We start from the raw sequence: 26,170 nt of genomic DNA, 5'->3' as shown, positions 1-26,170 counted from the left end.
AGCTGACTAAATTTCAAACCAATGTTATTTACGATACAAAATCGCTTGTGAATACCATTGGCCTGTCACAATGGTCTCATCGACTAATAAGACCACATAATAATCAGCTTTTGCCGCGACGGCTTTGTCGCGGATTTCAGCCAGCGCATCATCCGGTGAGCCTCTTACCAGCGCGCTAACCGTCCCTATTCGCTGTAACCCATTACTCTGGTTACGGCGGATCTCCTGCGGGTGGTCGGCAACGGGCGGTGCGGGTTGCGGCGTTCCCTGTAGCACGCTACAGGCGCTTAAAAATAAAACCAGCAACAAAGAGGCAAACCGACGCATAACTCTATCTCGTTTCCTGATAGCCATAGTGTAGTGCCTTATTAATTTCCCTTTAGGGGAATGTTCCCGAATTGTTATCTCTCACGCGATTTTCGAATGAAAATGTTGCGAAAGCGTAACCCAGTTCTCAACATTATGAATCATTGTCGAACACATTCGCTTGCGTTAAGTATTGCTGCATGGCATACCAGAAAGAAAGAGGCGACAAATGATCGAAATTGAAACACGACAGTTGGCGGGTATCCCTGTCCTGCACGCCGTTCCGGCTGGCAAACGCGCATGTTCACTCCCCTGTATTATTTTCTATCACGGATTTACATCTTCCAGTCTGGTCTACAGCTATTTTGCCGTTGCTCTGGCTCAGGCTGGATTCCGGGTAGTGATGCCAGATGCGCCAGACCATGGTGCCCGCTTCAAGGGTGACGCACAGGGGCGGATATACCGCTTTTGGCACATATTGCAGCAAAACATGCAGGAATTTTCGACGTTACGTGCGGCGCTGGTGGCAGAAAATTGGCTGTCAGATGAACGGCTTGCCGTAGGCGGAGCGTCAATGGGGGGAATGACGGCCCTGGGCATTATGGCTCGTCACCCCGAGGTGAAATGTGTAGCCAGCCTGATGGGTTCGGGCTACTTTACCCGGCTTGCGCAGACGCTTTTTCCGCCTTTATTGGTCCAGACGCCAGAACAGCAGGCTGCGTTTGATGCCCTCATCGCGCCGCTGGCCGAATGGGAAGTGACGCACCAGTTGCCACGCCTGGCCGACAGACCGTTGCTACTATGGCATGGGCAGGAAGATGATGTGGTACCGGCTATTGAAACTTTTCGCTTACAGCAGGCGCTGATTCAGGCTGGTCTGGACAATAACCTGACCTGTCTGTGGGAAGCAGGCGTACGCCACCGCATTACGCCAGAAGCGCTGGCTGCGACGGTGACGTTTTTCCGCCAGCACCTTTAAACGCGCATAATGCTTACACCCTGAGCTTCGAGCTGTTGCAGGATCTCAGGGTCCGCATTTTTGCCGGTGATCAGCATATCGATTTGATCGGCGCGGCTGAACAGCATCCCCGCGCGTTCACCGACCTTACTGCTATCGACCAACACCACCAGTTTGCCCACCACGTTAAGCATCTTCTGCTCCGCCATCGCGGTCAGCATATCGGTTTTATACAGTCCATCTGCGGTCAACCCTTTGCCGCTGGTGAACATCCAGTGCCCGGCATACAGGCTATTTTCACTACCTTGTGGGCTAAGCGTGATAGATTGGCTTTTGTTGTATTGTCCTCCCATGATGATCACGCTCTCATGCTCCTGGTCGATCAAATAGTTCGCCAGCGGCAGATAATTAGTGATGATCTGCACTGGCTTGCCGCACATTTCACGTCCGAGCAGGAAGGCGGTCGATCCGCAGTTGATCACCACGCTTTCACCGGCATTCACCAGTTGAGAGGCCGCTTTGGCAATGCGAACCTTTTCATCGTGGTTCTGCGCCTGATGCAGATTCATTGGCGTCCAGCGCGGGCGCTGCTGCGTGATGGCTTCTGCGCCGTTACGAACTTTCTTGAGTTTGCCGCTTTCGTCGAGTTTGTTGATATCCCGGCGGGCTGTAGCGGGGGAAATCCCCAGGCGCTCAATTACGTTCTCAACGGTAACAAAGCCCAACTGCGCCAGCATATCCAGCAATATTTGATGTCTTTGTGCTTCAGTCATGAGCTATTCCGATACAAATTGATTTGAAAAGATGATATTTGAAATAGCCTGGAAATACTAAAGTAAATGGGGAAAAAATGCCGGGTTATGCCCGGCATTTGGTGTGAATCACAAGAAGGATTTAAACGGTAGATCCGGTTCAATCGTGAAACAGTCATCAAAGCCGCGTGGATAGTGATATTCAAAGTTATCTTTATCCAGCGGCCAGGTGAATTTGCCACCTACCTGCCAGATGAATGGCTTAAAGCCATACTTCAGCCGATCTTTTTTCATCTCCCACAGCACGCGAATTTCCTGAGGATCGGCCTGGAAATTTGACCAGATGTCATGATGGAAGGGGATGACGACTTTTGTATTCAACGCTTCGGCCATACGCAGCATGTCGGAGCTGGTCATCTTGTCGGTAATGCCACGCGGGTTTTCGCCATAGGATCCGAGCGCGACGTCGATCTGATGCTCATTGCCGTGTTTTGCATAATAGTTGGAGTAGTGTGAGTCGCCGCTGTGATACAGCGTGCCGCCCGGTGTTTTGAACAGATAGTTAACGGCGCGCGCGTCCATACCGTCCGGCAGCACGCCCGCCGCTTTCTGATCGGCGGGAAGAGTAATCAACGCGGTACGATCAAAAGCATCAAGCGCATGAATTTCAATATCTTTCACTTTAACCACATCGCCGGGTTTTACCACGATGCAGCGATCTTTCGGCACGCCCCAGCCGACCCACAGATCCACACAGGTTTGTGGCCCAATAAACGGCACGTCGTCCGCGCAGTTCTGCATGACCGCAGCCGCGACATTAACGTCGATGTGATCGTTATGATCGTGCGTAGCCAGCACCGCATCGATCTGGCGAATCGCAAACGGATCAAGTACAAACGGCGTAGTACGCAGGTTTGGCTGCAGTTTCTTCACGCCCGCCATGCGTTGCATCTGGTGACCGGTTTTCATCAGCGGATTACCGTGACTTTGCTTACCTGTTCCGCACCAGAAATCGACGCAGACGTTAGTCCCGCCTTCCGACTTTAGCCAAATTCCGGTACAGCCAAGCCACCACATAGCAAAGGTGCCAGGTGCGACCTGTTCCTGTTCGATCTCTTCATTCAGCCAGCTTCCCCACTCCGGGAATGTGCTCAGAATCCATGATTCGCGCGTGATGCTTTTTACTTTACTCATCGCATTTACCTTCATGTTGGTTCAAGTTGAATCAAATTATGATTTATTTTGATTGATACTGACATCAATTTATCAAGAAGGCAATGCGTGGATTTTTCTGATTCCGTCGTAAAGCGTCTATTACTCACAACGTAACGGGATGCTTTGTAGCAATCTATTTTTGTATTTTATTGTTTTTATGAGTTTTATTTTTTGCTCTATGAATGTTCCATAAAACCCTGGCTCGGGTAAGAGATTTATTTGCGTACTCCATCACATTTAATCAAATTCAATCTTGTTGTGATTACTTTTGAAAATTAGAGTGGGGGCACAACATCCTGAACATCTGTAATGAATGTTCAGCAACTTTGTCTACTGGAGATCGTTATGGAGATCCTCTACAACATCTTTACCGTCTTTTTTAATCAGGTCATGACCAACGCGCCGTTGCTGTTGGGTATTGTGACCTGCCTCGGCTACATCCTGTTGCGCAAAAGCGTCAGCGTCATTATCAAAGGCACGATCAAAACGATTATCGGTTTTATGCTGCTGCAGGCGGGATCGGGCATTCTGACCAGCACGTTTAAACCGGTGGTGGCGAAGATGTCCGAGGTTTACGGTATCAATGGTGCGATTTCCGATACGTATGCCTCCATGATGGCAACCATTGAACGTATGGGAGACGCTTATAGCTGGGTAGGTTATGCCGTGCTGTTGGCGCTGGCGCTGAACATTTGTTACGTCTTGCTGCGACGTATTACCGGCATTCGCACCATCATGCTCACCGGGCACATCATGTTCCAGCAGGCGGGCTTAATTGCGGTCTCTTTCTATATCTTCGGCTATTCCATGTGGACCACCATTATCTGCACGGCGGTGCTAGTGTCGCTCTACTGGGGGATTACCTCCAATATGATGTACAAGCCGACGCAGGAAGTGACCGACGGCTGCGGTTTTTCCATCGGCCACCAGCAGCAGTTCGCTTCATGGATTGCCTACAAGGTCGCGCCTTATCTGGGTAAAAAAGAGGAGAGCGTAGAAGATCTGAAACTGCCTGGCTGGCTGAATATCTTCCATGACAACATCGTTTCGACCGCGATTGTCATGACCATTTTCTTCGGGGCGATCCTGCTTTCTTTCGGCATTGATGTGGTTCAGGCGATGGCGGGGAAAACGCACTGGACGGTGTACATCCTGCAGACTGGTTTTTCGTTTGCCGTCGCGATCTTCATCATCACCCAGGGCGTACGTATGTTCGTCGCCGAACTTTCAGAAGCGTTCAACGGTATCTCCCAGCGTCTGATCCCGGGCGCGGTATTGGCGATTGACTGTGCCGCCATCTATAGCTTTGCGCCGAATGCCGTTGTGTGGGGCTTCATGTGGGGCACCATCGGCCAACTGATTGCGGTCGGCATCCTCGTGGGCTGCGGCTCTTCCATCCTGATTATTCCTGGTTTTATCCCAATGTTTTTCTCCAACGCCACCATTGGCGTGTTCGCGAACCACTTTGGCGGCTGGCGCGCGGCGCTCAAGATTTGTCTGGTGATGGGGATGATTGAAATCTTTGGCTGCGTCTGGGCGGTGAAACTCACCGGTATGAGCGCGTGGATGGGGATGGCGGACTGGTCAATTCTGGCGCCGCCGATGATGCAGGGCTTTGCCTCCATCGGCATCGCGTTTATGGCCGTCATTATTCTGATTGCACTGGCTTATATGTTTTTCGCAGGACGCACGTTGCGCGCTGAGGAAGACGCAGAAAAACAACTGGCAGAACACTCTGCTTAATAAGGAGTTCCGATTATGACCGTACGTATTCTGGCTGTGTGTGGCAATGGGCAGGGCAGTTCCATGATCATGAAGATGAAAGTGGACCAGTTTTTAACCCAGTCAAATATTGACCATACAGTGAACAGCTGCGCAGTGGGTGAGTACAAAAGTGAACTGAACGGCGCGGATATCATCATCGCCTCTACCCATATTGCCGGTGAAATTACCGTAACTGGCAATAAATATGTTGTTGGCGTACGCAACATGCTGTCGCCCGCCGATTTTGGACCAAAACTGCTGGAAGTGATCAAAGCGCATTTCCCACAGGACGTGAAGTAAGGATACGGCATATGAAATTACGTGATTCGCTGGCAGACAATAACGCCATCCTTCTACAGGCTGAGGCCAACACCTGGCAGGAAGCGGTAAAGCTGGGCGTCGATCTGCTGGTTAAGGCCGACGTGGTTGAACCGCGCTACTACCAGGCCATTCTTGATGGGGTTGAACAGTTTGGTCCGTACTTTGTGATTGCGCCAGGACTGGCGATGCCGCACGGACGCCCGGAAGAAGGCGTTAAGAAGACCGGCTTTGCGCTGGTGACGCTGAAAACACCGTTGGTGTTTAACCACGAAGATAACGATCCGGTGGATATTCTGATCACGATGGCGGCGGTCGACGCCAACACGCATCAGGAAGTGGGCATCATGCAGATCGTGAATCTGTTTGACGATGAAGCCAATTTCGACCGTCTACGTGCCTGCCGCACCGCGCAGGAAGTGCTGGATTTAATTGATAACGCCACTGCGGCGGCTGTTTAAAAGGATACCGAAATGTCATTACCTATGTTGCAGGTTGCGCTGGATAACCAATCAATGTCTTCTGCGTATGAAACGACGCGTCTGATCGCCGAAGAGGTCGATATCATTGAGGTGGGCACCATTCTTTGTGTTGCTGAGGGCGTACGTGCCGTACGTGACCTGAAGGCGCTCTACCCACATAAAATTGTGCTGGCGGACGCCAAAATCGCCGATGCGGGTAAAATTCTCTCTCGCATGTGTTTCGAGGCCAACGCTGATTGGGTCACTGTTATCTGCTGTGCGGATATCAATACCACCAAAGGTGCGCTCGAGGTGGCGAAAGAATTTAACGGCGACGTACAGATTGAACTGACCGGTTACTGGACCTGGGAACAGGCTCAGGAGTGGCGTGACGCGGGTATCGGGCAGGTTGTCTATCATCGCAGTCGTGATGCGCAGGCCGCAGGTGTGGCGTGGGGAGAGGCGGATATCAGTGCCATCAAACGCCTGTCTGATATGAGCTTTAAAGTCACCGTCACCGGCGGTCTGGCGCTGGAGGATCTGCCGCTGTTCCAGGGGATTCCGATTCACGTCTTTATCGCTGGCCGCAGCATTCGTGATGCCGCTTCTCCGGTTGAGGCGGCGCGTCAGTTCAAACGTTCCATCGCCCAGTTGTGGGGCTAAGGAGCGACTATGTTGTCGAAACAGGTCCCGCTCGGTATTTATGAAAAAGCGCTCCCCGGAGGGGAGTGCTGGCTGGAGCGCTTGCGGCTGGCGAAAGAGTTAGGTTTTGACTTTGTCGAAATGTCGGTTGATGAAACTGATGCCCGCCTCGCGCGCCTTGACTGGAGCCGCGAGCAGCGTCTGGCGCTGGTGGCCGCCATCGCCGAAACGGGAGTACGTGTACCTTCTATGTGCCTGAGCGCTCACCGCCGTTTCCCGCTGGGGAGCGAAGATGATGCGGTGCGCGATCAGGGACTGGCGATCATGCGGAAAGCCATTCAGTTTGCGCAGGATATTGGTATTCGCGTGATTCAACTGGCGGGTTACGACGTCTATTACCAGCAGGCTAATAACGAAACGCGTCGTCGATTTCGCGAGGGGCTAAAAGAGAGCGTTGAGATGGCAAGTCGCGCGCAGGTGACGCTGGCGATGGAGATCATGGATTATCCGCTGATGAATTCGATCAGTAAGGCGCTGGGTTATGCCCACTATCTCAATAATCCGTGGTTCCAGCTGTATCCCGATATCGGCAATTTGTCGGCGTGGGATAACGATGTACAGATGGAGTTGCAGGCAGGAATAGGCCATATCGTGGCCGTTCACGTGAAGGACACCAGACCCGGCGTGTTCAAAAATGTGCCGTTTGGTGAAGGTGTTGTCGATTTCGAACGTTGTTTTGCAACGCTCAAGCAGAGTGGGTATTGCGGGCCATATCTGATTGAGATGTGGAGTGAAACAACGGACGATCCGGTGCGTGAAGTGGCGAAGGCGCGCGATTGGGTGAAAGCGCGGATGGCCAGCGCAGGTCTGGTGGAGACGGTGTAATGCAAAAACTTAAACAGCAGGTTTTTGAGGCCAACATGGATCTGCCGCGTTACGGGCTGGTGACGTTTACCTGGGGTAACGTCAGCGCCATCGACCGCGAACGGGGGCTGGTGGTGATTAAGCCCAGCGGCGTAGACTATCAAACGATGCAGGTTGACGACATGGTGATCGTGGATTTGGATGGCAACGTGGTGGAAGGACGTTATCGTCCTTCTTCCGATACCGCCACCCATCTGGCGCTGTATCGCCGCTATTTATCTCTTGGCGGCGTGGTGCACACCCACTCAACTCACGCGACGGCATGGGCGCAGGCGGGTCTGGCAATACCTGCACTCGGCACGACGCATGCGGATTACTTCTTTGGTGATATCCCCTGCACGCGGGCGTTAACTGAAGCAGAGGTTGAGGGCGAATATGAGCTGAATACCGGCAAGGTGATTATCGAAACGCTGGGGAACGTGGAGCCTCTGCATACGCCCGGCGTAGTCGTGTATCAGCATGGTCCGTTTGCCTGGGGTAAAGATGCGCACGACGCGGTACACAACGCTGTAGTGATGGAAGAGGTCGCGAAGATGGCATGGATTGCGCGTGACATTAATCCGGCCCTCAGCCCCATCGACAGTTATCTGATGAATAAACACTTCATGCGTAAGCACGGCCCAAACGCCTACTACGGGCAGAAGTAACGTCTCTGCCCCGGACAACGTGCATCTGCGGATGTGCGTCACCGATCTGTTCGGGGCAATCTTCAGCGTTGCTGGTAAGCCGCTGGCGTAAATCGCATTCCTGCTAAAACTATCGCACAAATGACAGCACCAGCGTAAAACGTCGAGGCTGCGCCCATCGTTTCCCACAGAATGCCCGCGCTGGTACTGGCTAACAGCAGGGCGATGCCACTGATCAGATTAAACATACCGAAGGCCGTACCGCGTAGTTCTGCTGGCGCGGTATGCGCAATCATGGCAGCCAGCAACCCTTGCGTCATGCCCATATGAATCCCCCACAGTCCCACGCCTATCAGTAACGTGCTCCAGTGGTGACTCAGCGCCAGAGTGATATCCGCCGCGATCAGGACCAGCAGGCCCGCCTGTAACATGCGGGAGTGGTTCATACTGTCAGACATTTTTCCAAAAGGATAAGCCGACAGACTGTAGACCAGATTCATGGCGACCATTACCAGCGGAATGGCAAACAGCGGGATATCCATTTGATATGCGCGCAACACGAGAAACGCTTCGCTAAAGCGGGCGAGCGTGAAGAGCGCGCCCAGTCCCACGACCCACCAGTAGGCTGCACTCAACTTTTTCAGGTTTTCCCGTCGTAACGGATTGGTGCGTTTATCAGTGACAGGGGTTTTCGGTTCACTCAGGCCAAACCATAGCAGGGCGATAGAGAGCACCCCAGGGATGACGGCAACCCAGAAGATAGTGTGAAAATCGTTGTTCCATAGCAGCATTAGCCCGACGGCGAGCAGGGGGCCCAGAAATGCGCCAATGGTATCCAAAGACTGGCGCAGACCATAAGCGGCGCCGCGGATTTCGGACGGGGTGACATCCGCGACTAACGCATCCCTGGGAGCGCCGCGAATACCTTTACCCACACGATCAATCATGCGAGCGCTGAGTACCATGCCTGATGAGCCCGCCATCGCGAACAGGGGCTTACTCAGCGCCCCCAAACCATAACCGAGCATCGCCAGCCCTTTGCGCTTTCCCAGATAATCACTGAGAACGCCGGAAAAAACCTTAATGATCAGCGCGGTGGCTTCAGCTAATCCTTCAATCAGGCCAATGATAATGACGCTGGCTCCCAGCGTGGTTGCCATAAACAACGGCAGCAGGCTATGGATCATTTCGGAGGAGACATCCATAAGCAGACTCACGCCGCCCAGCACCCAAACGCCTTTTGGTATGCGATTCAGCGTCGCATAGCGTGCAAACATGGTTTCGCCCCAGAGTATCAGTTCGGTAATGCTTTATTTAATCAGTAAATGATGACCAGGATAAGATACAAAGAAAAATAATTCTCATTTACCTGATGTGCAAAAAAAAGCCCCCGGTGAGGGGGGCAAGTCAAACGGTGGCAATGTTCTCGTTGGTTGTTTCTGGTGCTAGCGATAAATATCCGCACTGGCGTGCATATTTCCGTTACTGCCGGGTTCCCTGGTGAGGATCACGTGGTAGTAGTTTGCGCCTTGCGCATCGGTCTCTTCATTCAGGGCCTGAGTGGCTTCACTTTCAGTGGCGAAGTTATGATTTATGTAAATGACGCCTAAGCTCTGCACATCATCCATATTCCTGGCCTGATGATTGTCAATTTGGATGGCTGCCGTTGCATTTGCACTGAGCAAAAGCACAGCCAGAAGGGTCAAAACACGGGCTCGCATATGTACCTCCTCGACTGCGGTCTCTGGTTGCTTCTCTCCTGTGAGTGATGAGCTTCTGATGTAATTTTAACCGCTACCGGCGCAGGCGTTAGCGACCATTTCTGATGCAGTTGTTCAAAAAATTACCGCATACCCGCCTTTTCTTTTATTTACAGGTAACTGATAGATACCGCTGCGTTAAAAAATACCTGTATTTCGCGCACAAGCTCTTACCAAATAGTCAATTTAAACGGATGGATACCCTGTTTATAGTGAGCCGTATAATTAATATAACTTTATGATAATAAGGCAAAAACTTATGGATACTTCATTCATGGATTTCAGCTACTTCGTGATTATGTTTATGGTCGCGCTGGTGGCTGGCTTTATTAACGTGGTGTCGGGCGGCGGTGGGTTTCTCTCTATTGGCGCACTGTTAATTTCTGGTTTACCCCCGGCGAATGCGCTGGCAACCAATAAAATTCAGGCGCTGGGCAGTTCGCTAACCTCCGGGATTTACTTTTTACGCCGGGGACATATCAACGTGCAGGAGCACAAGTATGTATTCCTGTCTGCTTTTATCGGCTCAGCGTTAGGCACGACGCTCATTCAGTTCATTGAACCGGAGGTGTTGAAAAAACTGCTTCCGGTACTGATTATCGCCGTCGCCATCTACTTTATTTCCGCTCCCAATCTCAGCGAACCGAAAAGAAAGCCGCAGGTATCCCTGTTTTTCTTTTCTCTGATCTGCGGCGGCTGCATTGGCTTTTATGATGGATTTCTTGGCGCTGGTGCGGGTTCCTTTTATACGCTCTGCTATATCCTGTTGTGGGGATACAGCATCGATAAGGCACAAATTCACTCGAATTTTATTAACCTTGCATCGAATATCGCCTCGATTTTGTTCTTCATTTTCGGCGGCAAAATGATCTGGTCGCTGGGGCTGGTGATGTTTGCCGGACAATCGCTCGGCGCGCGCCTGGGCGCAACGGTGGTACTGACGCGCGGAAAGAAAGTTATCCGGCCGATGATTGTCATTGTCTCCATTTGCATTAGCGTCAAAATGCTGCTGGATATGTATTAATGGCGACATGGTAAATAATCGTACAAGCACCTTGAGTTTACCGGCTGACCCCAGTATTATGACGCGTCATTTTTCAGCCGACCTTTAACACGTTCCTTGCCTCCATGGGCCTCGGCTGACCCAGACAGGAGGCTGAATAATCCGTAAGGAGCAATTCGATGCGTCATTACGAAATCGTTTTTATGGTCCATCCTGACCAGAGCGAACAGGTTCCGGGTATGATCGAACGCTACACTGCTGCCATCACTGGCGCAGAAGGCACGATCCACCGTCTGGAAGACTGGGGCCGCCGTCAGCTGGCTTACCCGATCAACAAACTGCACAAAGCTCACTACGTTCTGATGAACGTTGAAGCGCCGCAGGAAGTGATCGATGAGCTGGAAACTACCTTCCGCTTCAACGATGCCGTTATCCGCAGCATGGTTATGCGTACTAAACACGCTGTTACCGAAGCATCTCCGATGGTTAAAGCGAAAGACGAGCGCCGTGAGCGTCGCGATGATTTCGCAAACGAAACCGCAGATGATGCTGAAGCTGGGGATTCTGAAGAGTAATTTCTGATGACCAACCGTCTGGCGTTGTCCGGCACCGTGTGCAGGGCCCCCCTTCGAAAGGTCAGTCCATCAGGAATTCCTCATTGCCAGTTCGTGCTTGAGCATCGTTCTGTGCAGGAGGAAGCCGGGTTTCACCGGCAGGCGTGGTGCCAAATGCCCGTTATTGTTAGCGGACACGAAAACCAGGCCATTACTCACAGTATAACGGTCGGTAGCGCAGTAACCGTTCAGGGGTTCATCTCTTGCCATAAGGCAAAGAACGGCCTGAGCAAAGTGGTTCTGCATGCCGAGCAGATTGAATTGATAGATTCTGGAGACTAGCCATATGGCACGTTATTTCCGTCGTCGCAAGTTCTGCCGTTTCACCGCGGAAGGCGTTCAAGAGATCGACTATAAAGATATCGCTACGCTGAAAAACTACATCACCGAAAGCGGTAAGATTGTCCCAAGCCGTATCACCGGTACCCGTGCAAAATACCAGCGTCAGCTGGCTCGCGCTATCAAACGCGCTCGCTACCTGTCCCTGCTGCCGTACACTGATCGTCATCAGTAATCGGTCACGGTCCATTAATACGACTTTGAGAGGATAAGGTAATGCAAGTTATTCTGCTTGATAAAGTAGCAAACCTGGGTAGCCTGGGTGATCAGGTTAACGTTAAAGCGGGCTATGCTCGTAACTTCCTGGTACCACAGGGTAAAGCTGTTCCTGCTACCAAGAAAAACGTTGAATTTTTCGAAGCGCGTCGCGCTGAGCTGGAAGCTAAACTGGCTGACGTTCTGTCCGCTGCTGAAGCTCGTGCTGAGAAAATCAACGCACTGGAAACCGTAACCATCGCGTCTAAAGCAGGCGACGAAGGTAAACTGTTCGGTTCCATCGGTACTCGCGACATCGCTGACGCTGTAACTGCAGCTGGCGTTGAAGTAGCTAAGAGCGAAGTTCGTCTGCCGAACGGCGTTCTGCGTACCACTGGCGAGCACGAAGTGAGCTTCCAGGTTCACAGCGAAGTGTTTGCTAAGCTGACTGTAAACGTAGTTGCGGAATAAGTTTTTATTCTGCTAACCGCGTAAAAGCGCCGGCCTAGTGCCGGCGTTTTGCTTTTCTGTTCCCCGTCTTTCTCTCTGGCTATTCTTTGTCCTTTTCGGGATAATCATAAAAATAAAACATTATTTCAAAGTGGTGATGGAATGGAACCAACGCACCAACCTCTGTTTGCGCGTAAAAACGTTGTCTATCTGAGCGCGGCATTCTGCTGCTTGCTGTGGGGGAGCGCCTACCCGGCGATCAAAAGTGGATACGAGATCTTCCAGATTGCCACGGATGACATTCCCTCGAAAATTGTCTTTGCCGGCTATCGCTTCCTGTTTGCGGGATTATTGCTGCTCCTGCTGGCGGTAGCGCAGCGTAAACCGATTGGCCGGTTAAGCCCGCGTCAATATGGTCAGCTCACGCTGTTGGGGCTGACGCAGACTTCGCTGCAATATATTTTCTTTTATATTGGCCTGGCGTTCACCACGGGGGTGAAAGGGTCCATCATGAACGCGACTGGCACGTTCTTCAGCGTGCTGCTGGCGCATTTTATCTATCAGAACGATAAACTCAGCTACAACAAGGCGCTGGGTTGTATCCTGGGCTTTCTCGGCGTGATGGTGGTGAACTTTAACAGCGGACTGGATTTTAGCTTCAGCCTGTTAGGGGACGGCTCGGTAGTGATGGCAGCCTTTATTCTCTCCGCCGCTACGTTATACGGCAAACGCATTTCTCAGACGGTCGACCCGACGGTAATGACGGGGTATCAACTGGGCGGTGGCGGTCTGGCGCTGGTGATCGGCGGTTACGCTTTTGGTGGCACGCTGACCGTACACGGCGCGTCTTCGTTGGCGATTCTGGGCTACCTGACGTTGCTCTCTTCGGTGGCATTTGCCTTGTGGAGTATTTTGCTTAAACACAACCGCGTGGGGATGATTGCGCCGTTTAACTTCCTGATCCCGGTTTCAGGCGCGGTACTGTCGGCCATTTTCCTCGGCGAAAATATTCTCGAATGGAAATATGCAGTAGCGTTGGTGCTGGTCTGTTCGGGGATCTGGTGGGTGAACAAGGTGAAACGCTAACGCTTCACCTTGCTGCCTGATGGCACTGCGCTTATCAGGTGTGCTGGCTATCGGGCGCGAATAAAACTGCCGTTAGGCTGGCGGGTAAACAGGACCTGCTGGCCATTACCCGTATCGATGGTTAACCCTGTCACTACGCCACTGGCATTCTGCCTGATCTGCACCATCTGTCCGTCTTTCAAATTGCTCAGCGGTTTTCCGGCTCCTTCTACCTGCGCCATGGCGTACACATCGGTTGGCGGGAGATTGTGGTCACGGAATACCTGGGCCAGCGTTTTACCCGAATCTACGCGGTAGGAACGCCACTGCTGGTCAATTCCACTATCCGGCTGGAAAGGTTGCGTCTGTGGCTGAGATTGCTGGGCCTGCGGCTGTGCGTCTGGTTCCCCTTCCTGGATGGGTTCCGGCGCAACCGGCGCGACCTGGCCAGGGTCGTTTTGCGGGGCGACCAGTTGTGCCTGAAGCTGGGCCTCCGTCGGCGGCTGTGACTGCGACTGCAAATCCAACTGGGCAGTACGCGCGACCACTGGTGCATCGCTGGTGTCGCTGGAAGGGAGCAGGAAACCGATCACCAGCACGATAGCAGCAGCAATAATGCCACGGCGGTGCATCGGTGGCAGCGGGTCCATAATGCGAAAATTGTCCGGTGCATGCCAGATTTTCGCCAGGGTTGGTTTTAATTCAAAGCGCCCGGGCATGGCTTTCCTCCTGCTCCGCGTCTCGTTCCTCAGTCATAGAGTATAGATCGCTAACTCTATGATACTTGTTCGGGTACCCGCTTTCGTGACATTCATGCGGACAATAGTCATTGTTTCTTTTTCCTCGCGATTTGTCATCAGTTCCCGAGACAAAGTTTTACCGGATGCGGCATGGCTGATATGCTGCCCGCTACTTTACATCCGATGAAAGGAAATATGATGGCTACCCCGACTTTTGACACTATCGAAGCGCAAGCAAGCTACGGCATTGGTTTGCAGGTAGGACAGCAGCTGAGCGAATCCGGTCTGGAAGGGCTGTTGCCTGAAGCGCTGGTAGCGGGTATCGCTGACGCGCTGGAAGGCAAGCATCCGGCAGTGCCGGTTGATGTTGTGCATCGCGCACTGCGTGAAATCCACGAGCGTGCTGATGCAGTTCGTCGCGAGCGTTTCCAGGCTATGGCCGCTGATGGCGTTAAATATCTGGAAGAAAACCGTGAGAAAGAGGGTGTGAACAGCACTGAATCCGGTTTGCAGTTCCGTGTTCTGACCCAGGGCGAAGGTGCTATCCCGGCACGCACCGACCGCGTTCGCGTGCATTACACCGGTAAACTGATCGACGGTACCGTGTTCGACAGTTCTGTCGCACGTGGCGAACCGGCTGAATTCCCGGTTAACGGCGTCATCCCTGGCTGGATTGAAGCGCTGACTCTGATGCCGGTGGGTTCCAAATGGGAACTGACTATTCCTCAGGAACTGGCTTACGGCGAGCGTGGCGCTGGCGCGTCCATTCCTCCGTTCAGCACGCTGGTATTCGACGTTGAACTGCTTGAGATTCTGTAAGCAGTGACTTCTGTTCCCCCCGAGGCCGGGGGGAGCAAAGAAATAGCGTGAAAAGCTATAGTTACGCCGTTGTCGATATTTTATCTTGCAAATGCCTCACCAGCGTGTATTTTTGTGAGCTGATTCGCGCTATCAGAGTGATATGACACTCACTTTAAACATTAAATTAACATTATATCTAAATCTTAGTATTCATCCCGCCAATTCTTACCTAATATCGATGAGTCCTGCTAACAGGATCGTCGTATCATAGACACACTAAAGGCCGTAGAGCCTGAACAACACAGACAGGTACAGGAAGAAAAAACATGGTAGATCAGGTAAAAGTCGAAGCCGCAGAAGAGGCTTCGTCTGAACAGTCGCTACGGCGCAATCTCACAAACCGTCATATTCAACTTATTGCCATTGGCGGCGCAATCGGTACCGGCCTGTTTATGGGCTCCGGTAAAACTATCAGTCTTGCCGGACCGTCGATCATCTTTGTGTATATGATCATCGGTTTCATGCTGTTTTTCGTGATGCGGGCAATGGGAGAGTTGCTGCTCTCGAATCTGGAGTACAAATCCTTTAGTGATTTTGCCTCCGACCTGCTTGGGCCATGGGCCGGGTATTTTACCGGTTGGACTTACTGGTTCTGCTGGGTTGTTACCGGGATGGCCGACGTTGTCGCCATTACGGCGTATGCGCAATTCTGGTTCCCTGAACTCTCAGACTGGGTCGCCTCGCTGGCGGTGATCGTGTTGCTGCTGAGCCTTAACCTCGCCACGGTAAAAATGTTCGGTGAGATGGAGTTCTGGTTTGCGATGATCAAAATCGTTGCCATTATCGGTCTGATTGTCGTCGGCCTGGTGATGGTGCTGACGCACTTCCAGTCGCCAACTGGCGTTCAGGCATCGTTCACGCATCTGTGGAATGACGGTGGCTGGTTCCCGAAAGGGCTGAGCGGCTTCTTTGCCGGCTTCCAGATTGCGGTGTTCGCGTTTGTGGGCATTGAGCTGGTGGGGACAACCGCTGCGGAAACCAAAGATCCGGAGAAATCTCTGCCGCGCGCCATTAACTCGATCCCGATCCGTATCATCATGTTCTACGTTTTCGCGCTGATTGTGATTATGTCCGTCACGCCGTGGAGCTCGGTAGTACCATCCAAGAGCCCATTCGTTGAACTGTTTGTCCTGGTTGGTCTGCCCGCGGCGGCGAGCCTGATCAACTTTGTGGTGCTAACTTCTGCGGCCTCTTCCGCAAACAGCGGCGTGTTCTCTACCAGCCGTATGCTGTTTGGTCTGGCGCAGGAAGGCGTGGCGCCTAAAGCGTTTGCCAAGCTGTCTAAACGCGCGGTTCCGGCGAAAGGTTTAACCTTCTCCTGTATCTGCCTGTTGGGCGGCGTGGTGATGCTGTATGTGAATCCGAGCGTGATTGGCGCGTTCACCATGATCACCACCGTGTCGGCGATTCTGTTCATGTTCGTATGGACCATCATTCTTTGCTCGTACCTGGTGTACCGCAAGCAGCGTCCGCACCTGCATGAAAAATCAATCTACAAGATGCCGCTCGGTAAGCTGATGTGCTGGGTGTGTATGGCGTTCTTTGTTTTCGTACTGGTACTGCTGACGCTGGAAGAGGATACTCGCCAGGCGCTGATCGTGACGCCGCTGTGGTTCATCGCGCTGGGTCTGGGCTGGTTGTTTATCGGTAAGAAACGTATGGCAGGCGTGCGTTAATCGCTACGCAGTGAGGTGTAGGCCGGATAAGGCGTTTACGCCGCATCCGGCACTATGCTGGCGGGATTGCCTGATGCGGCTTCGCCTTATCAGGCCTACGTTCGAGGTCGTTGTAGGCCCGGTAAGCGCTAACGCCACCGGGCTTTTTTATTCACCTGCGAGGGCACGCGGGAACAACACATTATTTTCCAGACTGATGTGTTCCATCAGGTCGTCGATCATCTCGTTAATGCCGTTATACATGGCTTTCCAGGTGGTGCAGGCTTCTGGCGGCGGCGTCACATTATGGGTGATGTGTTTGATCACTTCGACCAGTTCACCGGCATCGTCATGCTCGCTTTCCATCACGCTGATTGGTCCCATTGCCTGGCTACCCATACCCTGTTTAATCATCGGGAACAGGATCTGCTCTTCCTTCATCATGTGGCTGGACAGCTCTTCATGCAGCATGCTCAGGTTCTTCGCCAGACCGCGCGGTACGTTCGGTTTGTCTGCGTGGACGCGTTCAACTTTCGTGGCCTGCAGGATCAGTTCCGGCAACTGTTCGCGATGTCTGTCGTGATAACGCACAATGATATGGTCGATGATTTCAGCCAGCGCCACGGTACGCCAGTCTTTCTCCAACGGCTGTTCAGCCAGTTGCGCGAGCTGCGCCTCGATAGCGTCTAAATCCAGCTCTTTACGTGCGGCAGCGCGTGCCAGCGTTTGCTTACCGCCGCAGCAGTAATCCATATCGTATTTACGAAACAGGGCCGAAGCGCGAGGAATAGAGAGCGCCAGTTCACCTAAAGGTTGATCGCGATAAGACATTGCCGTTACCTCATTCTCAATAATATAAGGTGTATTTTAAATGCAACTTATAGAGAAGGCTATAACCCTTTCGGGGTGGGGTGTTTTGTGATGAGCGTCACGAAAATTTCTTATTTCGTTAAGGTGCTGAATCTTATTGAAAAGGGGAGAAATGGCGAAAAAAGCTGCGCCGGAGAATTAAATAAGCGCACGCCGCTGCCGATAGTTAGACCTCAGACAATACCTGCATAATAAAAGGCAACAGATGTTCAAACGAATCAAAGTGATAACCTTACTTATCACCGTGTTACTCGCGCTGGGCGCGATGCAGCTCATCTCCGCAGGCGTCTTTATTGGCGCACTCAATAACGATAAACAGAACTTTAATGTCTCTCAGCTTTCCAGTCAGAACGTGGCTGAATTTACCGATGCGTGGATTAGCCTGAACCAGGCTCGCGTCACGCTCAACCGGGGGATGCTGCGTTTACAGGGAACGATGGCCAGCGAGATCAACGGTGGTCAGTTGAAAGAACTGGTGAACACGGCAAATCGTCTGCTGGCCGAGTCGAAAGAGCATTACGATAAATACTACGCCCTGCCAGAAACGCCGGGGCTGGATGAGCGTCTGGCCGATCGACTGGAAGAACAGTACGGCATCTATTCTGCGACGCTGGCTAAAATGAACGCGCTGCTGGCTGAAGGTAAGCTGGAAGAGATGTTCAAGCAGAATGCTGAGCAGAAGCAGACGGCCATGCAGGAAGTATATCGGGAATGGCGTGCCGCGCAAACGGCGCTGGCCACTGCCGGCGTGCAGGACAATGAGAGTGATTACCGCAAGATAATCTGGCTGTTGTCTGCCGTGATGTTGACTGTCGTCACTGTGATTGTCGCCAGCTGGCTGGCGATGCAGCGCGTGTTGCTCAAGCCGCTCCACGAGGTGATGGGACATATTCGCCACATCGCTGCGGGTGACCTGACGCATAGCATCAACGCCGATGGCAGCAATGAAATGGCGCTGCTGGCAAGTAATGTGCGTGACATGCAGCAGGCGCTGGCGAATACGGTCAGCGTGGTGCGTGACGGGGCTGACACTATCTACACCGGCGCGGGTGAAATTGCCGCAGGCAGTAACGATCTCTCTTCACGTACCGAGCAGCAGGCTGCCTCTCTGGAAGAGACCGCTGCCAGCATGGAACAACTCACCGCCACCGTGAAGCAGAACGCGGATAACGCGCGTCAGGCGACCAGTCTGGCAAAAAACGCCTCACAGACGGCGCTGAAAGGTGGAACCGTGGTTGATGGCGTGGTGCGTACAATGGACGAAATCGCCACCAGCTCCAGCAAAATCGCGCAAATTACCTCTGTTATCGACGGTATTGCCTTCCAGACCAATATTCTGGCGCTGAACGCGGCGGTAGAAGCGGCGCGTGCGGGCGAACAGGGCCGTGGTTTTGCCGTGGTCGCTGGCGAAGTTCGTACTCTGGCGCAGCGTAGCGCTCAGGCGGCAAAAGAGATTAAGGCGCTGATTGATGACTCGGGCAATCGGGTCAATGCCGGTACGGCGCTGGTGCATGAAGCAGGCGAAACGATGGCGGAGATTGTCAGCGCCGTGACCCGCGTGACCGACATTATGGGCGAAATTGCCTCGGCTTCTGATGAACAGAGCCGGGGTATCGATCAGGTAGGCCAGGCCGTTGCCGAGATGGATCGCGTGACGCAGCAAAATGCTTCGCTGGTGGAGGAGTCCGCTTCCGCTGCCGCCGCCCTTGAAGAGCAGGCAGCACGACTGAACCAGACCGTGGCGGTATTTAAAGTGTCGCGCCGGATGGCGGCGTAAACGCCTTATCCGGCCTACATGAGATCGTACAGTCCTTGTAGGCCTGATAAGCGCAGCGCCATCAGGCATCCCCTGAAACCGGCACTACCGCCGGTTTCTGCGGTTTTGACCGCACCGCAATTACCACGCCTATTACCAGCAGCGCAATACCGCTTAGCGTCAGCAGCGGCGGAAAAGCCTGGCGCAGCATAAAGGTATACAGCAGGCCAGCCAGCGTTTCGAAGACAATCAGCGGGCCGAGGATCACCGTCGGCAGCTTCTGGCTGGCGACGTTCCAGCACAGCGCGCCAACCCACGAACACAATACCGCAATGGCTATCATCAGGCCGATAAACACATCCGGACGCGGGCCGAAGGGCAGGGCGAAACCTGGCGTTTGCCCATGCAGCCACAGACATGCTGCAATGTACCCCAGCAGAGAAACGGGCAGCGTCACCAGCGCCTGAGCCGTCGCCCATATCATCGGATGCTTATCGGGATTCTCGCGCAGCCAGCGGGCATTACGCAGTGCATACCACGCCCAGCACACCACTGAGACAAGCGCCAGCACGATACCAGAGCCATAACGCCAGCCGCTGAAATCGGGTAATCCCTGGTTCAGCTCCGAGATATTCACGCACAGCAGGCCAATAGCAATTAATATCAGCGCAGGTGACAGACGCCACCAGGATAATTTACCGTCACGCTGGCTATAGAGCAGGTTGGCGAAGACCGGGATCACCACCGGTAATGTACCAATAATCATCGTTGATACCGGCGCGCCGGTACGCTGGATGGCGCTGGCCAGGCAAACGTAATAAATCAGGTTACCCATCATCGTTAGCGCCAGCGCCGTTATCCAGTCTTTACCCGTCAGTTGGCGCAGACGTGCGCGTCCCAGCCAGGCGATCGGCACAGCAATCAGCCCCAGCGCCAGATAGCGTCCCATCGACTGTAATACTGCCGGGTATTCCGGCACGATCAGCGGCCCGACAAAAATTAATCCCCACATCAGCCCTGCCAGCAGGGCGTACAGCACGCCGCTAATCATTGTTAACATCCACATCATTAAACATTGCGTTGAGTGTAGGTAGGGAGAGTGCAGCCGTATTGTATGAGATTGCGCATTAGCGCGAATAAACCTGCTTCTGATAACGTACCGGCGTAATGCCGTAACGATGAGTAAATGCGCGGGTGAGATGCGACTGGTCGGTCAAACCGGTTGCGGCGGCGACCTCTGCGGCGGGCATTCCGTGAGTGAGAAAACCTTTGGCTCGCCACAGGCGAATGGCCATCAGCATTTGGTGCGGCGTAACGTGGAAATGAGACTTAAACTGGCGTTGAAAATGCCAGGGACTCAGTGAGGCAACCCGCGCCAGTTCGTCGAGCGTTATCGGGTGCATGTAATTATCATGCAGATACTCGCGTACCCGTTCAAAGCGATGCGCCCCTTCTGCAGATGTTGGCGCATGGCGGGCCAGCGGCTGGAAGGTGTCGATCAGATCGAGCAATAACCCTTTTTGCGCCAGCGCATCCTCTGTGTTCCACAGGCCGTGGATCAGTGAGCAGATCTGGCGCGAGCGCAGCGGATCGTGACGCGTTACGTCATGAAACCACCAGTGGCGGATCCCGGTGAGCTCTTCCAGAAGATCGGGCTCAAGATAGATCATCCGATAGCGCCAGCCATCGGCGGTTTCGGCTTCGCCGGTATGCAACTCATCGGGATTCATGGTGACGACAGAATGGGCGGGCGCGACGTACTGCGTACCGCGATAGCGAAAACGTTCGGCTCCGGCTTCTATCGCGCCAATGCCAAACGCTTCATGGGTATGTGGTTCAAAGGCGTAACGTGAGATGTGCGCATGATACAGCTCAACGCCCGGCACCTGCGCCAGATGGCGAAAGCGGGCGCTGTCTTTCTCATCAATAAACTGCTCAGGTACACCTTGCACGTTTTCTCTCCCCACGCATCATCCTGTCATTATCAGAGAGGATGCGCGGGGATGCCACCACAATTAACTAATTTTTAACACTTATACGATGCCTTTGACGCTGTCAGCCAATGATGTGGTTGGGCGGCCAATCAGTTTGCTCAACGTATGGCTGTCATCGAACAGACCGCCTTTAGAGGCGCCAACGTCAGAATCAGCCAGCATCTCCGCCAGCCCGGCAGGCAGACCAAAGCCTTTCAGCGCTGCGGCAAAATCAGCTTCGCTCAGGTTCTGATACACCACTTTTTTACCGCTCTGCTTTGCCAGCTCGGCAGCCAACTGGCTCAGGGTCCAGCCTGCATCGCCCGCCAGTTCGTAGGTTTTACCGGCGTGCCCCTCTTCACTGATGACGCGCGCGGCGGCTGCGGCATAGTCGGCACGGGTTGCCGAGGCGATTTTGCCTTCTCCCGCCGCCCCGATAAAGACGCCGTGTTCCAGTGCAGCTGGCGCGCTGGCGAGATAGTTTTCGGTGTACCAGCCGTTGCGCAGTAGCGCATAAGCGATACCGGATTCAGCCAGCATCTTCTCGGTGGCGACGTGTTCATCGGCCAGCCCCAGCGGGGAGGTGTCGGCGTGCAGCAGGCTGGTGTAGGCGATAAATTTCACGTGGGCAGCCTTTGCTGCATTAATCACGTTGCGATGCTGTGGGGCACGTTGTCCCACTTCGCTGGAGGAGATCAGCAGTAGCTTGTCGATACCCTGTAAGGCAGTCGAAAACGCGGCTTCGTCGCTGTAATCCGCCTGGCGAACGGTAATGCCCTGCTGGCTAAGCGCCGTCGCTTTAGCGGGGTTACGCACGATAGCCACAATCTGGCTGGCAGGAACGGTTTTCAGTAGCGATTCAATAACGTGTTGGCCCAGTTGGCCGGTGGCGCCGGTAATTGCGATCATGGGGTAACTCCTTGGTATTGGTCTTGTGTTTAATCACGCTAACACTTAAACTTACTTTTAGTAAGTACGCACAAAAAGGTTAGTATGAAAATGACAGCGTCGACCCTCTCCCAGCAATTACGCGATGGCAATTTGTTTGCCGAGCAATGCCCTTCACGCGAGGTGTTAAAACACGTCACCAGCCGCTGGGGCGTGTTAATTCTGGTGGCGCTGCGCGATGGTACGCACCGCTTTAGCGATTTGCGCCGGAAGATGGGCGGCGTCAGTGAAAAAATGCTGGCGCAATCGCTGCAGGCGCTGGAGCAGGACGGGTTTATCAATCGGGTGTCTTATCCGGTGGTGCCGCCGCACGTGGAATATAGTCTGACGCCGTTGGGTGAGCAGGTGAGCGATAAAGTCGCCGCGCTGGCGGACTGGATAGAACTGAATTTGCCGCAGGTTTTGGCGCAACGGGAAGAGCGGGTTGCGTGATAGGTTGGCAGTGTGTTTTGTAGGCCGGATAAGACGCTAGTGCGTCGCATCCGGCACGAGAGTTACTTACTCAAATCCAACTGATAAATCGCAAAGCCGATATCATCGGTAGCGACTTTTTTCAGCGGATATTGCCCTTTCTCTTTGATAAACGCTGCGGCTTTCTCAGACGGTGACGTTTCAAAACGAATATCCAGTGGCGTATCACTGTGAATCGGCGCCAGACGCCAGTTGTTATCTGCCGCCGGATGAATTTCACCGGCACGCTTCGTCTCAGCACCAATCCATGCGGCCAGCACCGAGCGGTTTTCATCTGGTGACGCAAACGCGATGTGGTTGTCTCCGGTTCCGGCAAACTTACCGCCATAGGCGCGATAGTTGTTGGTCGCGACGAGGAAGGTGGCGTTAGGGTCGACAGGCTTACCGTTAAAGGTCAGATTCTTAATCCGCTCTGCTTTTGGGTTGATGGTCTGGCACTCGCCGTCGTAGCGGGCGGGCTGTGAAACATCAATCTGATAATTCACGCCGTCGATCACGTCAAAGTTATAAGTACGGAACCCATCCCAGTTGATCAGCGACTGCGGCTTGCTGCTGTGAATATCAATTTGATTAAACTGCCCGGCGGAACATTCCAGCCACTCTTTCACCTCTTTGCCGCTGGCTTTCACGACCACCAGGGTATTGGGATAGAGATACAAATCAGCGGCATTACGGAAGGTTAACTGGCCTTTTTCGACTTCGACAAAGCTGGCCGGATCGTTCTTGCGTCCACCGACCTTAAACGGCGCGGCCGCGGAAAGTACCGGCAATTTTGCCAGGTCCGGATCGCCCTGAATAAAATGTTCCACATAGGCTTTCTGGGCGTTATTCACCACCTGCACGGTCGGGTCATCCTGAACCAACGCCAGGTAGCTGTACATGTTGTCGGCGGATTTACCGATCGGTTTGCTGACGAATTCACGGGTGGCGTCGTGATCGGCTTTCAGGATCTCTACGATTTTTTTGTCTTCACCGGCCAGTGATTTTTTCGCCGCGGCGTCATAAATGGGGCGTGCCTCTGCTTTCGCCTGGCTGACCTGCCATTTACCGCTGTCGTTATTCAGTACCAAATCTACGACGCCCAGATGATCGCCCCACATGCCCGGCATCACCGCCGGTACGCCATTGAGCGTGCCTTTCGCGGTATCCGCGCCTTTAATATTGGCAAAATCTTTACCCGGGAAAACGGCGTGAGCATGACCAAACATAATGGCATCCACACCCGGTACTTCACTGAGATAATAAACGGAGTTTTCCGCCATCGTCTGATACGGGTCGGCAGAAAGGCCGGAGTGAGCAATCACCACCACGACATCAGCGCCTTTTTTCCGCATTTCCGGCACATACTTACGCGCGGTTTCGGTGATGTCATTTACCGTCACTTTGCCGCTAAGGTTAGCTTTATCCCAGGTCATGATTTGTGGTGGCACAAAGCCGATATAGCCAATCTTCAGCGTCTGCTTGTTACCTTGCTGGTCGACCACTTCAGTTTCTTTGATCAAATAAGGCGTAAATAGCGGCTTTTTGGTCTTAACATCGATGATATTGGCGTTAACGTAGGGGAACTTCGCTCCGGCCAGCGCGTTATGCAAATACTCCAGACCATAGTTGAATTCATGATTGCCGAGGTTACCCACCGCGTAATCCAGCGTATTGAGCGCCTTATATACCGGGTGAGTTTCGCCCGCTTTCAGCCCTTTGGCCGCCATGTAATCCCCGAGCGGGCTGCCCTGAATCAGATCGCCGTTATCAACCAGCACGCTGTTTTTGACTTCACCACGCGCGGTGTTGATCAGACTTGCCGTGCGCACCAGGCCAAATTTTTCAGTCGGCGTGTCTTTGTAATAATCGAAATCCATCATATTGCTATGTAAATCAGTGGTTTCCATTATTCGCAGATCAACGGTCGCGGCATTCACGCTGGCTGCAATCAGCGTTGCCAGAAGCGTTGCACTAAACTTAATCATCAGGGGCATCCTTTTAAGATCTAAGCCACAAAAGAAAATGTATATAAATCTTCTTGCTTACAGAACTGTGAATCATGACATGAATATAGCGTTTAAAACCGCAGACGCTATCACAGTTGGCGGATCCCCTGACGATCGGGTATAAGTAAAACAACGAGTTAACACCACTGACAAACGAGGTGGAGAATGTTAGAACATGTATGCCAGCTTGCACGGAACGCGGGCGATGCCATTATGCAGGTCTACGATGGAATCAAACCGATGGAGATTACCAGCAAGCAGGATGATTCTCCGGTCACGGCGGCGGATATCGCTGCGCACACGGTGATCCTCGAAGGATTACAGGCGTTGACGCCGGATATTCCGGTTCTGTCTGAAGAAGCTCCTCCTGGCTGGGATGTTCGCCAGCACTGGCAGCGCTACTGGCTGGTGGACCCGCTGGACGGTACCAAAGAGTTTATTAAACGTAACGGTGAATTTACCGTCAATATTGCGCTGATTGAACAGGGAAAGCCGGTGCTTGGCGTGGTTTACGCGCCAGTAATGAAGGTCATGTACAGCGCGGCAGAAGGTAAAGCGTGGAAAGAAGAGTGCGGTGTGCGCAAACAGATCCTGGTACGTGACGCGCGTCCACCGCTGGTGGTGATTAGCCGCTCGCATGCCGACAATGAGTTAAAAGAGTATCTGCAACAACTGGGCGAACACCAGACCACGTCGATTGGCTCGTCGCTGAAATTCTGCCTGGTGGCGGAAGGGCACGCGCAGCTGTATCCGCGTTTTGGACCAACTAACGTCTGGGACACCGCCGCTGGCCACGCCGTTGCCGCCGCAGCCGGAGCGCACGTTCACGACTGGCAGGGGAAACCGCTGGACTACACCCCACGTGAATCGTTCCTCAACCCCGGCTTTCGGGTCTCTATTTACTGAGCAATTTATGCAGCAGGGCAATCACCTGCTGCACCTCTTCCTGCGTTAATGCACCATCTTTTGCCCACTGTACGCGTCCGTCCTTATCGAGTACCGCAATAGCGGAGCTTTCTTCATCCAGTTGCCAGGCTTTACGCGCAATGCCGTTGCTGTCGACAATAAATTGTGACCATGGATAGAGCTTCTTGTTGCTCTCCAGACTGCTGCGCACAAACATACCGGAGCCGGGAATGGCGTCATCCGTGTTGACGATAGTGGTGGTCTGGTATTTGTCGTGCGGCAGGTTCGCCGCTTTGATAGCTTCAATCAGGTTCGCGTTTTTCTCTTTAGCGGAGGTGCGCCCGGCAATGTGTTGCACAATCCGTACTTTGCCGGGCAGTTGCGCGCTATTCCAGCTTTTGTAGCTAAACTTATCGTTATCAAGAATCAGTTCGCCGCGATCGGCGATCCCCACCGGTGGTACGCGCTGGTTAGTCTCAAACTTATGGGCGGAGGCAATCATCGGCAGCAGCAGGCACGACAGCGCCAGCAGTTTTCGTAAGGTCATAGGTTTTCCTTCTTTCTTTATTTTGCAGGTGATCCGACCACTTGGGTCTGGAATTTAATCATA

The 26,170-nt window shown here is 53.2% G+C and carries 30 protein-coding genes; 18 read left to right on the top strand and 12 right to left on the bottom strand.

What is annotated here, in order from left to right; genetic code table 11:
• Positions 1–24: 24 nt before the first annotated feature.
• Positions 25–354, bottom strand: a complete 330-nt coding sequence (bsmA, locus tag M4I31_RS21380) for a biofilm peroxide resistance protein BsmA (protein ID WP_038636544.1) — start codon at positions 352–354, stop codon at positions 25–27.
• Between the two features lie 181 nt (positions 355–535).
• Here bsmA and yjfP point away from each other — a divergent pair, with 181 nt between their 5' ends.
• Entirely contained in the window at positions 536–1,285 is a 750-nt protein-coding gene (gene yjfP, locus M4I31_RS21375; RefSeq protein ID WP_085048467.1) for an esterase, read from the top strand.
• Here the strand turns inward: yjfP and ulaR are convergent.
• Together ulaR and ulaG are read right to left on the bottom strand one after the other, a co-directional pair.
• Entirely contained in the window at positions 1,282–2,037 is a 756-nt protein-coding gene (gene ulaR, locus M4I31_RS21370) for an HTH-type transcriptional regulator UlaR (protein ID WP_006686325.1), read from the bottom strand. The two genes, yjfP and ulaR, sit on opposite strands and share 4 nt — an antisense overlap.
• 108 nt (positions 2,038–2,145) lie before the next feature.
• Positions 2,146–3,210, bottom strand: a complete 1,065-nt coding sequence (ulaG, locus tag M4I31_RS21365) for an L-ascorbate 6-phosphate lactonase (RefSeq protein WP_038636551.1) — start codon at positions 3,208–3,210, stop codon at positions 2,146–2,148.
• Positions 3,211–3,576: 366 nt separating this feature from the next.
• Here ulaG and ulaA point away from each other — a divergent pair, with 366 nt between their 5' ends.
• The 6 genes from ulaA to M4I31_RS21335 are packed head-to-tail and all read left to right on the top strand — an operon-like array spanning position 3,577 to position 7,987.
• A complete protein-coding gene (gene ulaA / locus M4I31_RS21360) occupies positions 3,577–4,974 on the top strand; it encodes a PTS ascorbate transporter subunit IIC (RefSeq protein WP_038636554.1) in 1,398 nt (465 codons plus the stop codon).
• 15 nt (positions 4,975–4,989) lie between these two features.
• Entirely contained in the window at positions 4,990–5,295 is a 306-nt protein-coding gene (ulaB, locus tag M4I31_RS21355; RefSeq protein WP_001577590.1) for a PTS ascorbate transporter subunit IIB, read from the top strand.
• A gap of 11 nt (positions 5,296–5,306) precedes the next feature.
• A complete protein-coding gene (ulaC, locus tag M4I31_RS21350; protein ID WP_038636563.1) occupies positions 5,307–5,774 on the top strand; it encodes a PTS ascorbate transporter subunit IIA in 468 nt (155 codons plus the stop codon).
• A 12-nt stretch (positions 5,775–5,786) separates the two neighbouring features.
• Complete coding sequence (gene ulaD, locus M4I31_RS21345) at positions 5,787–6,437, top strand: 3-keto-L-gulonate-6-phosphate decarboxylase UlaD (protein ID WP_085048466.1); 651 nt, start codon at positions 5,787–5,789, stop codon at positions 6,435–6,437.
• 9 nt (positions 6,438–6,446) lie between these two features.
• The gene (locus M4I31_RS21340) at positions 6,447–7,301 is read left to right on the top strand and encodes an L-ribulose-5-phosphate 3-epimerase (RefSeq protein WP_085048465.1); all 855 of its coding nucleotides are present in this window, start codon (positions 6,447–6,449) and stop codon (positions 7,299–7,301) included.
• Complete coding sequence (locus M4I31_RS21335; RefSeq protein ID WP_085048464.1) at positions 7,301–7,987, top strand: L-ribulose-5-phosphate 4-epimerase; 687 nt, start codon at positions 7,301–7,303, stop codon at positions 7,985–7,987. The genes M4I31_RS21340 and M4I31_RS21335 overlap by 1 nt, the downstream gene beginning before the upstream one ends.
• A 62-nt stretch (positions 7,988–8,049) precedes the next feature.
• On the opposite strand, the gene M4I31_RS21330 is transcribed toward M4I31_RS21335, so the two are convergent.
• Both M4I31_RS21330 and yjfY read right to left on the bottom strand, forming a co-directional pair.
• Positions 8,050–9,243 carry an MFS transporter gene (locus tag M4I31_RS21330; protein WP_085048463.1) on the bottom strand — a complete coding sequence of 398 codons (1,194 nt, stop codon included), beginning with the start codon at positions 9,241–9,243 and terminating at the stop codon, positions 8,050–8,052.
• 168 nt (positions 9,244–9,411) lie between these two features.
• Entirely contained in the window at positions 9,412–9,687 is a 276-nt protein-coding gene (gene yjfY / locus M4I31_RS21325) for a DUF1471 family protein YjfY (protein ID WP_038636575.1), read from the bottom strand.
• A 298-nt stretch (positions 9,688–9,985) separates the two neighbouring features.
• Between yjfY and M4I31_RS21320 the strand changes: the two genes are divergently transcribed.
• The 6 genes from M4I31_RS21320 to M4I31_RS21295 all read left to right on the top strand — a co-directional run bounded on the left by M4I31_RS21320 (position 9,986) and on the right by M4I31_RS21295 (position 13,413).
• Positions 9,986–10,750, top strand: coding sequence for a TSUP family transporter (locus M4I31_RS21320; protein WP_038636579.1), 765 nt, complete (start codon positions 9,986–9,988; stop codon positions 10,748–10,750).
• 158 nt (positions 10,751–10,908) lie between these two features.
• Positions 10,909–11,304: a 30S ribosomal protein S6 gene (gene rpsF, locus M4I31_RS21315; protein ID WP_003025672.1), complete on the top strand. Its 396-nt coding sequence runs from the start codon at positions 10,909–10,911 to the stop codon at positions 11,302–11,304.
• Positions 11,305–11,310: 6 nt separating this feature from the next.
• Positions 11,311–11,625, top strand: coding sequence for a primosomal replication protein N (gene priB / locus M4I31_RS21310; RefSeq protein ID WP_085048462.1), 315 nt, complete (start codon positions 11,311–11,313; stop codon positions 11,623–11,625).
• A gap of 4 nt (positions 11,626–11,629) precedes the next feature.
• Entirely contained in the window at positions 11,630–11,857 is a 228-nt protein-coding gene (gene rpsR / locus M4I31_RS21305) for a 30S ribosomal protein S18 (protein WP_000135199.1), read from the top strand.
• A 41-nt stretch (positions 11,858–11,898) separates the two neighbouring features.
• A complete protein-coding gene (gene rplI, locus M4I31_RS21300) occupies positions 11,899–12,348 on the top strand; it encodes a 50S ribosomal protein L9 (RefSeq protein WP_003025676.1) in 450 nt (149 codons plus the stop codon).
• Between the two features lie 141 nt (positions 12,349–12,489).
• Positions 12,490–13,413: a DMT family transporter gene (locus M4I31_RS21295; RefSeq protein ID WP_085048461.1), complete on the top strand. Its 924-nt coding sequence runs from the start codon at positions 12,490–12,492 to the stop codon at positions 13,411–13,413.
• A 47-nt stretch (positions 13,414–13,460) separates the two neighbouring features.
• On the opposite strand, the gene M4I31_RS21290 is transcribed toward M4I31_RS21295, so the two are convergent.
• Positions 13,461–14,111 carry an OapA family protein gene (locus M4I31_RS21290; protein WP_085048460.1) on the bottom strand — a complete coding sequence of 217 codons (651 nt, stop codon included), beginning with the start codon at positions 14,109–14,111 and terminating at the stop codon, positions 13,461–13,463.
• A 219-nt stretch (positions 14,112–14,330) separates the two neighbouring features.
• Between M4I31_RS21290 and fklB the strand changes: the two genes are divergently transcribed.
• Together fklB and cycA are read left to right on the top strand one after the other, a co-directional pair.
• On the top strand, positions 14,331–14,951 hold the full coding sequence (fklB, locus tag M4I31_RS21285; protein ID WP_038642968.1) for an FKBP-type peptidyl-prolyl cis-trans isomerase: 621 nt from the start codon (positions 14,331–14,333) through the stop codon (positions 14,949–14,951).
• Positions 14,952–15,259: 308 nt separating this feature from the next.
• Complete coding sequence (gene cycA, locus M4I31_RS21280) at positions 15,260–16,669, top strand: D-serine/D-alanine/glycine transporter (RefSeq protein ID WP_038636591.1); 1,410 nt, start codon at positions 15,260–15,262, stop codon at positions 16,667–16,669.
• Positions 16,670–16,816: 147 nt separating this feature from the next.
• Here the strand turns inward: cycA and ytfE are convergent, their stop codons facing one another.
• Complete coding sequence (gene ytfE / locus M4I31_RS21275; RefSeq protein WP_069324744.1) at positions 16,817–17,479, bottom strand: iron-sulfur cluster repair protein YtfE; 663 nt, start codon at positions 17,477–17,479, stop codon at positions 16,817–16,819.
• Between the two features lie 244 nt (positions 17,480–17,723).
• Here ytfE and M4I31_RS21270 point away from each other — a divergent pair, with 244 nt between their 5' ends.
• Positions 17,724–19,295 carry a methyl-accepting chemotaxis protein gene (locus tag M4I31_RS21270; protein WP_061382738.1) on the top strand — a complete coding sequence of 524 codons (1,572 nt, stop codon included), beginning with the start codon at positions 17,724–17,726 and terminating at the stop codon, positions 19,293–19,295.
• A 61-nt stretch (positions 19,296–19,356) separates the two neighbouring features.
• Here the strand turns inward: M4I31_RS21270 and M4I31_RS21265 are convergent, their stop codons facing one another.
• The 3 genes from M4I31_RS21265 to M4I31_RS21255 all read right to left on the bottom strand — a co-directional run bounded on the left by M4I31_RS21265 (position 19,357) and on the right by M4I31_RS21255 (position 22,156).
• The gene (locus tag M4I31_RS21265; RefSeq protein WP_085048459.1) at positions 19,357–20,325 is read right to left on the bottom strand and encodes a DMT family transporter; all 969 of its coding nucleotides are present in this window, start codon (positions 20,323–20,325) and stop codon (positions 19,357–19,359) included.
• Positions 20,326–20,401: 76 nt separating this feature from the next.
• Complete coding sequence (locus M4I31_RS21260) at positions 20,402–21,226, bottom strand: AraC family transcriptional regulator (RefSeq protein ID WP_085048490.1); 825 nt, start codon at positions 21,224–21,226, stop codon at positions 20,402–20,404.
• An 81-nt stretch (positions 21,227–21,307) separates the two neighbouring features.
• Complete coding sequence (locus tag M4I31_RS21255; RefSeq protein WP_085048458.1) at positions 21,308–22,156, bottom strand: SDR family oxidoreductase; 849 nt, start codon at positions 22,154–22,156, stop codon at positions 21,308–21,310.
• Positions 22,157–22,246: 90 nt separating this feature from the next.
• On the opposite strand from M4I31_RS21255, the gene M4I31_RS21250 reads away from it, so the two are divergent.
• Complete coding sequence (locus M4I31_RS21250) at positions 22,247–22,627, top strand: helix-turn-helix domain-containing protein (protein ID WP_038642973.1); 381 nt, start codon at positions 22,247–22,249, stop codon at positions 22,625–22,627.
• 62 nt (positions 22,628–22,689) lie between these two features.
• Here the strand turns inward: M4I31_RS21250 and M4I31_RS21245 are convergent, their stop codons facing one another.
• Positions 22,690–24,633, bottom strand: coding sequence for a bifunctional 2',3'-cyclic-nucleotide 2'-phosphodiesterase/3'-nucleotidase (locus tag M4I31_RS21245; protein ID WP_085048457.1), 1,944 nt, complete (start codon positions 24,631–24,633; stop codon positions 22,690–22,692).
• 186 nt (positions 24,634–24,819) lie between these two features.
• On the opposite strand from M4I31_RS21245, the gene cysQ reads away from it, so the two are divergent.
• A complete protein-coding gene (gene cysQ / locus M4I31_RS21240; RefSeq protein ID WP_038636607.1) occupies positions 24,820–25,560 on the top strand; it encodes a 3'(2'),5'-bisphosphate nucleotidase CysQ in 741 nt (246 codons plus the stop codon).
• Here cysQ and M4I31_RS21235 read toward each other — a convergent pair.
• Positions 25,550–26,107, bottom strand: a complete 558-nt coding sequence (locus M4I31_RS21235; protein WP_038636612.1) for a YtfJ family protein — start codon at positions 26,105–26,107, stop codon at positions 25,550–25,552. The genes cysQ and M4I31_RS21235 overlap by 11 nt on opposite strands.
• Positions 26,108–26,170: the final 63 nt, after the last annotated feature.

The organism is Citrobacter sp. XT1-2-2, from assembly GCF_023516235.1.
In the GTDB taxonomy this organism is placed as follows: domain Bacteria; phylum Pseudomonadota; class Gammaproteobacteria; order Enterobacterales; family Enterobacteriaceae; genus Citrobacter; species Citrobacter werkmanii.
Note: the sequence above shows the minus strand (reverse complement) of the source record. Positions and strands in the feature narration are given on the sequence as shown.

Bases quoted from the DNA above. Each gene is read 5' to 3' on its own strand.
- bsmA (WP_038636544.1), bottom strand. From the start codon at position 354: ATGGCTATCAGGAAACGAGATAGAGTTATGCGTCGGTTTGCCTCTTTG.
- yjfP (WP_085048467.1), top strand. From the start codon at position 536: ATGATCGAAATTGAAACACGACAGTTGGCGGGTATCCCTGTCCTGCAC.
- ulaR (WP_006686325.1), bottom strand. From the start codon at position 2,037: ATGACTGAAGCACAAAGACATCAAATATTGCTGGATATGCTGGCGCAG.
- ulaG (WP_038636551.1), bottom strand. From the start codon at position 3,210: ATGAGTAAAGTAAAAAGCATCACGCGCGAATCATGGATTCTGAGCACA.
- ulaA (WP_038636554.1), top strand. From the start codon at position 3,577: ATGGAGATCCTCTACAACATCTTTACCGTCTTTTTTAATCAGGTCATG.
- ulaB (WP_001577590.1), top strand. From the start codon at position 4,990: ATGACCGTACGTATTCTGGCTGTGTGTGGCAATGGGCAGGGCAGTTCC.
- ulaC (WP_038636563.1), top strand. From the start codon at position 5,307: ATGAAATTACGTGATTCGCTGGCAGACAATAACGCCATCCTTCTACAG.
- ulaD (WP_085048466.1), top strand. From the start codon at position 5,787: ATGTCATTACCTATGTTGCAGGTTGCGCTGGATAACCAATCAATGTCT.
- M4I31_RS21340 (WP_085048465.1), top strand. From the start codon at position 6,447: ATGTTGTCGAAACAGGTCCCGCTCGGTATTTATGAAAAAGCGCTCCCC.
- M4I31_RS21335 (WP_085048464.1), top strand. From the start codon at position 7,301: ATGCAAAAACTTAAACAGCAGGTTTTTGAGGCCAACATGGATCTGCCG.
- M4I31_RS21330 (WP_085048463.1), bottom strand. From the start codon at position 9,243: ATGTTTGCACGCTATGCGACGCTGAATCGCATACCAAAAGGCGTTTGG.
- yjfY (WP_038636575.1), bottom strand. From the start codon at position 9,687: ATGCGAGCCCGTGTTTTGACCCTTCTGGCTGTGCTTTTGCTCAGTGCA.
- M4I31_RS21320 (WP_038636579.1), top strand. From the start codon at position 9,986: ATGGATACTTCATTCATGGATTTCAGCTACTTCGTGATTATGTTTATG.
- rpsF (WP_003025672.1), top strand. From the start codon at position 10,909: ATGCGTCATTACGAAATCGTTTTTATGGTCCATCCTGACCAGAGCGAA.
- priB (WP_085048462.1), top strand. From the start codon at position 11,311: ATGACCAACCGTCTGGCGTTGTCCGGCACCGTGTGCAGGGCCCCCCTT.
- rpsR (WP_000135199.1), top strand. From the start codon at position 11,630: ATGGCACGTTATTTCCGTCGTCGCAAGTTCTGCCGTTTCACCGCGGAA.
- rplI (WP_003025676.1), top strand. From the start codon at position 11,899: ATGCAAGTTATTCTGCTTGATAAAGTAGCAAACCTGGGTAGCCTGGGT.
- M4I31_RS21295 (WP_085048461.1), top strand. From the start codon at position 12,490: ATGGAACCAACGCACCAACCTCTGTTTGCGCGTAAAAACGTTGTCTAT.
- M4I31_RS21290 (WP_085048460.1), bottom strand. From the start codon at position 14,111: ATGCCCGGGCGCTTTGAATTAAAACCAACCCTGGCGAAAATCTGGCAT.
- fklB (WP_038642968.1), top strand. From the start codon at position 14,331: ATGGCTACCCCGACTTTTGACACTATCGAAGCGCAAGCAAGCTACGGC.
- cycA (WP_038636591.1), top strand. From the start codon at position 15,260: ATGGTAGATCAGGTAAAAGTCGAAGCCGCAGAAGAGGCTTCGTCTGAA.
- ytfE (WP_069324744.1), bottom strand. From the start codon at position 17,479: ATGTCTTATCGCGATCAACCTTTAGGTGAACTGGCGCTCTCTATTCCT.
- M4I31_RS21270 (WP_061382738.1), top strand. From the start codon at position 17,724: ATGTTCAAACGAATCAAAGTGATAACCTTACTTATCACCGTGTTACTC.
- M4I31_RS21265 (WP_085048459.1), bottom strand. From the start codon at position 20,325: ATGATTAGCGGCGTGCTGTACGCCCTGCTGGCAGGGCTGATGTGGGGA.
- M4I31_RS21255 (WP_085048458.1), bottom strand. From the start codon at position 22,156: ATGATCGCAATTACCGGCGCCACCGGCCAACTGGGCCAACACGTTATT.
- M4I31_RS21250 (WP_038642973.1), top strand. From the start codon at position 22,247: ATGACAGCGTCGACCCTCTCCCAGCAATTACGCGATGGCAATTTGTTT.
- M4I31_RS21245 (WP_085048457.1), bottom strand. From the start codon at position 24,633: ATGATTAAGTTTAGTGCAACGCTTCTGGCAACGCTGATTGCAGCCAGC.
- cysQ (WP_038636607.1), top strand. From the start codon at position 24,820: ATGTTAGAACATGTATGCCAGCTTGCACGGAACGCGGGCGATGCCATT.
- M4I31_RS21235 (WP_038636612.1), bottom strand. From the start codon at position 26,107: ATGACCTTACGAAAACTGCTGGCGCTGTCGTGCCTGCTGCTGCCGATG.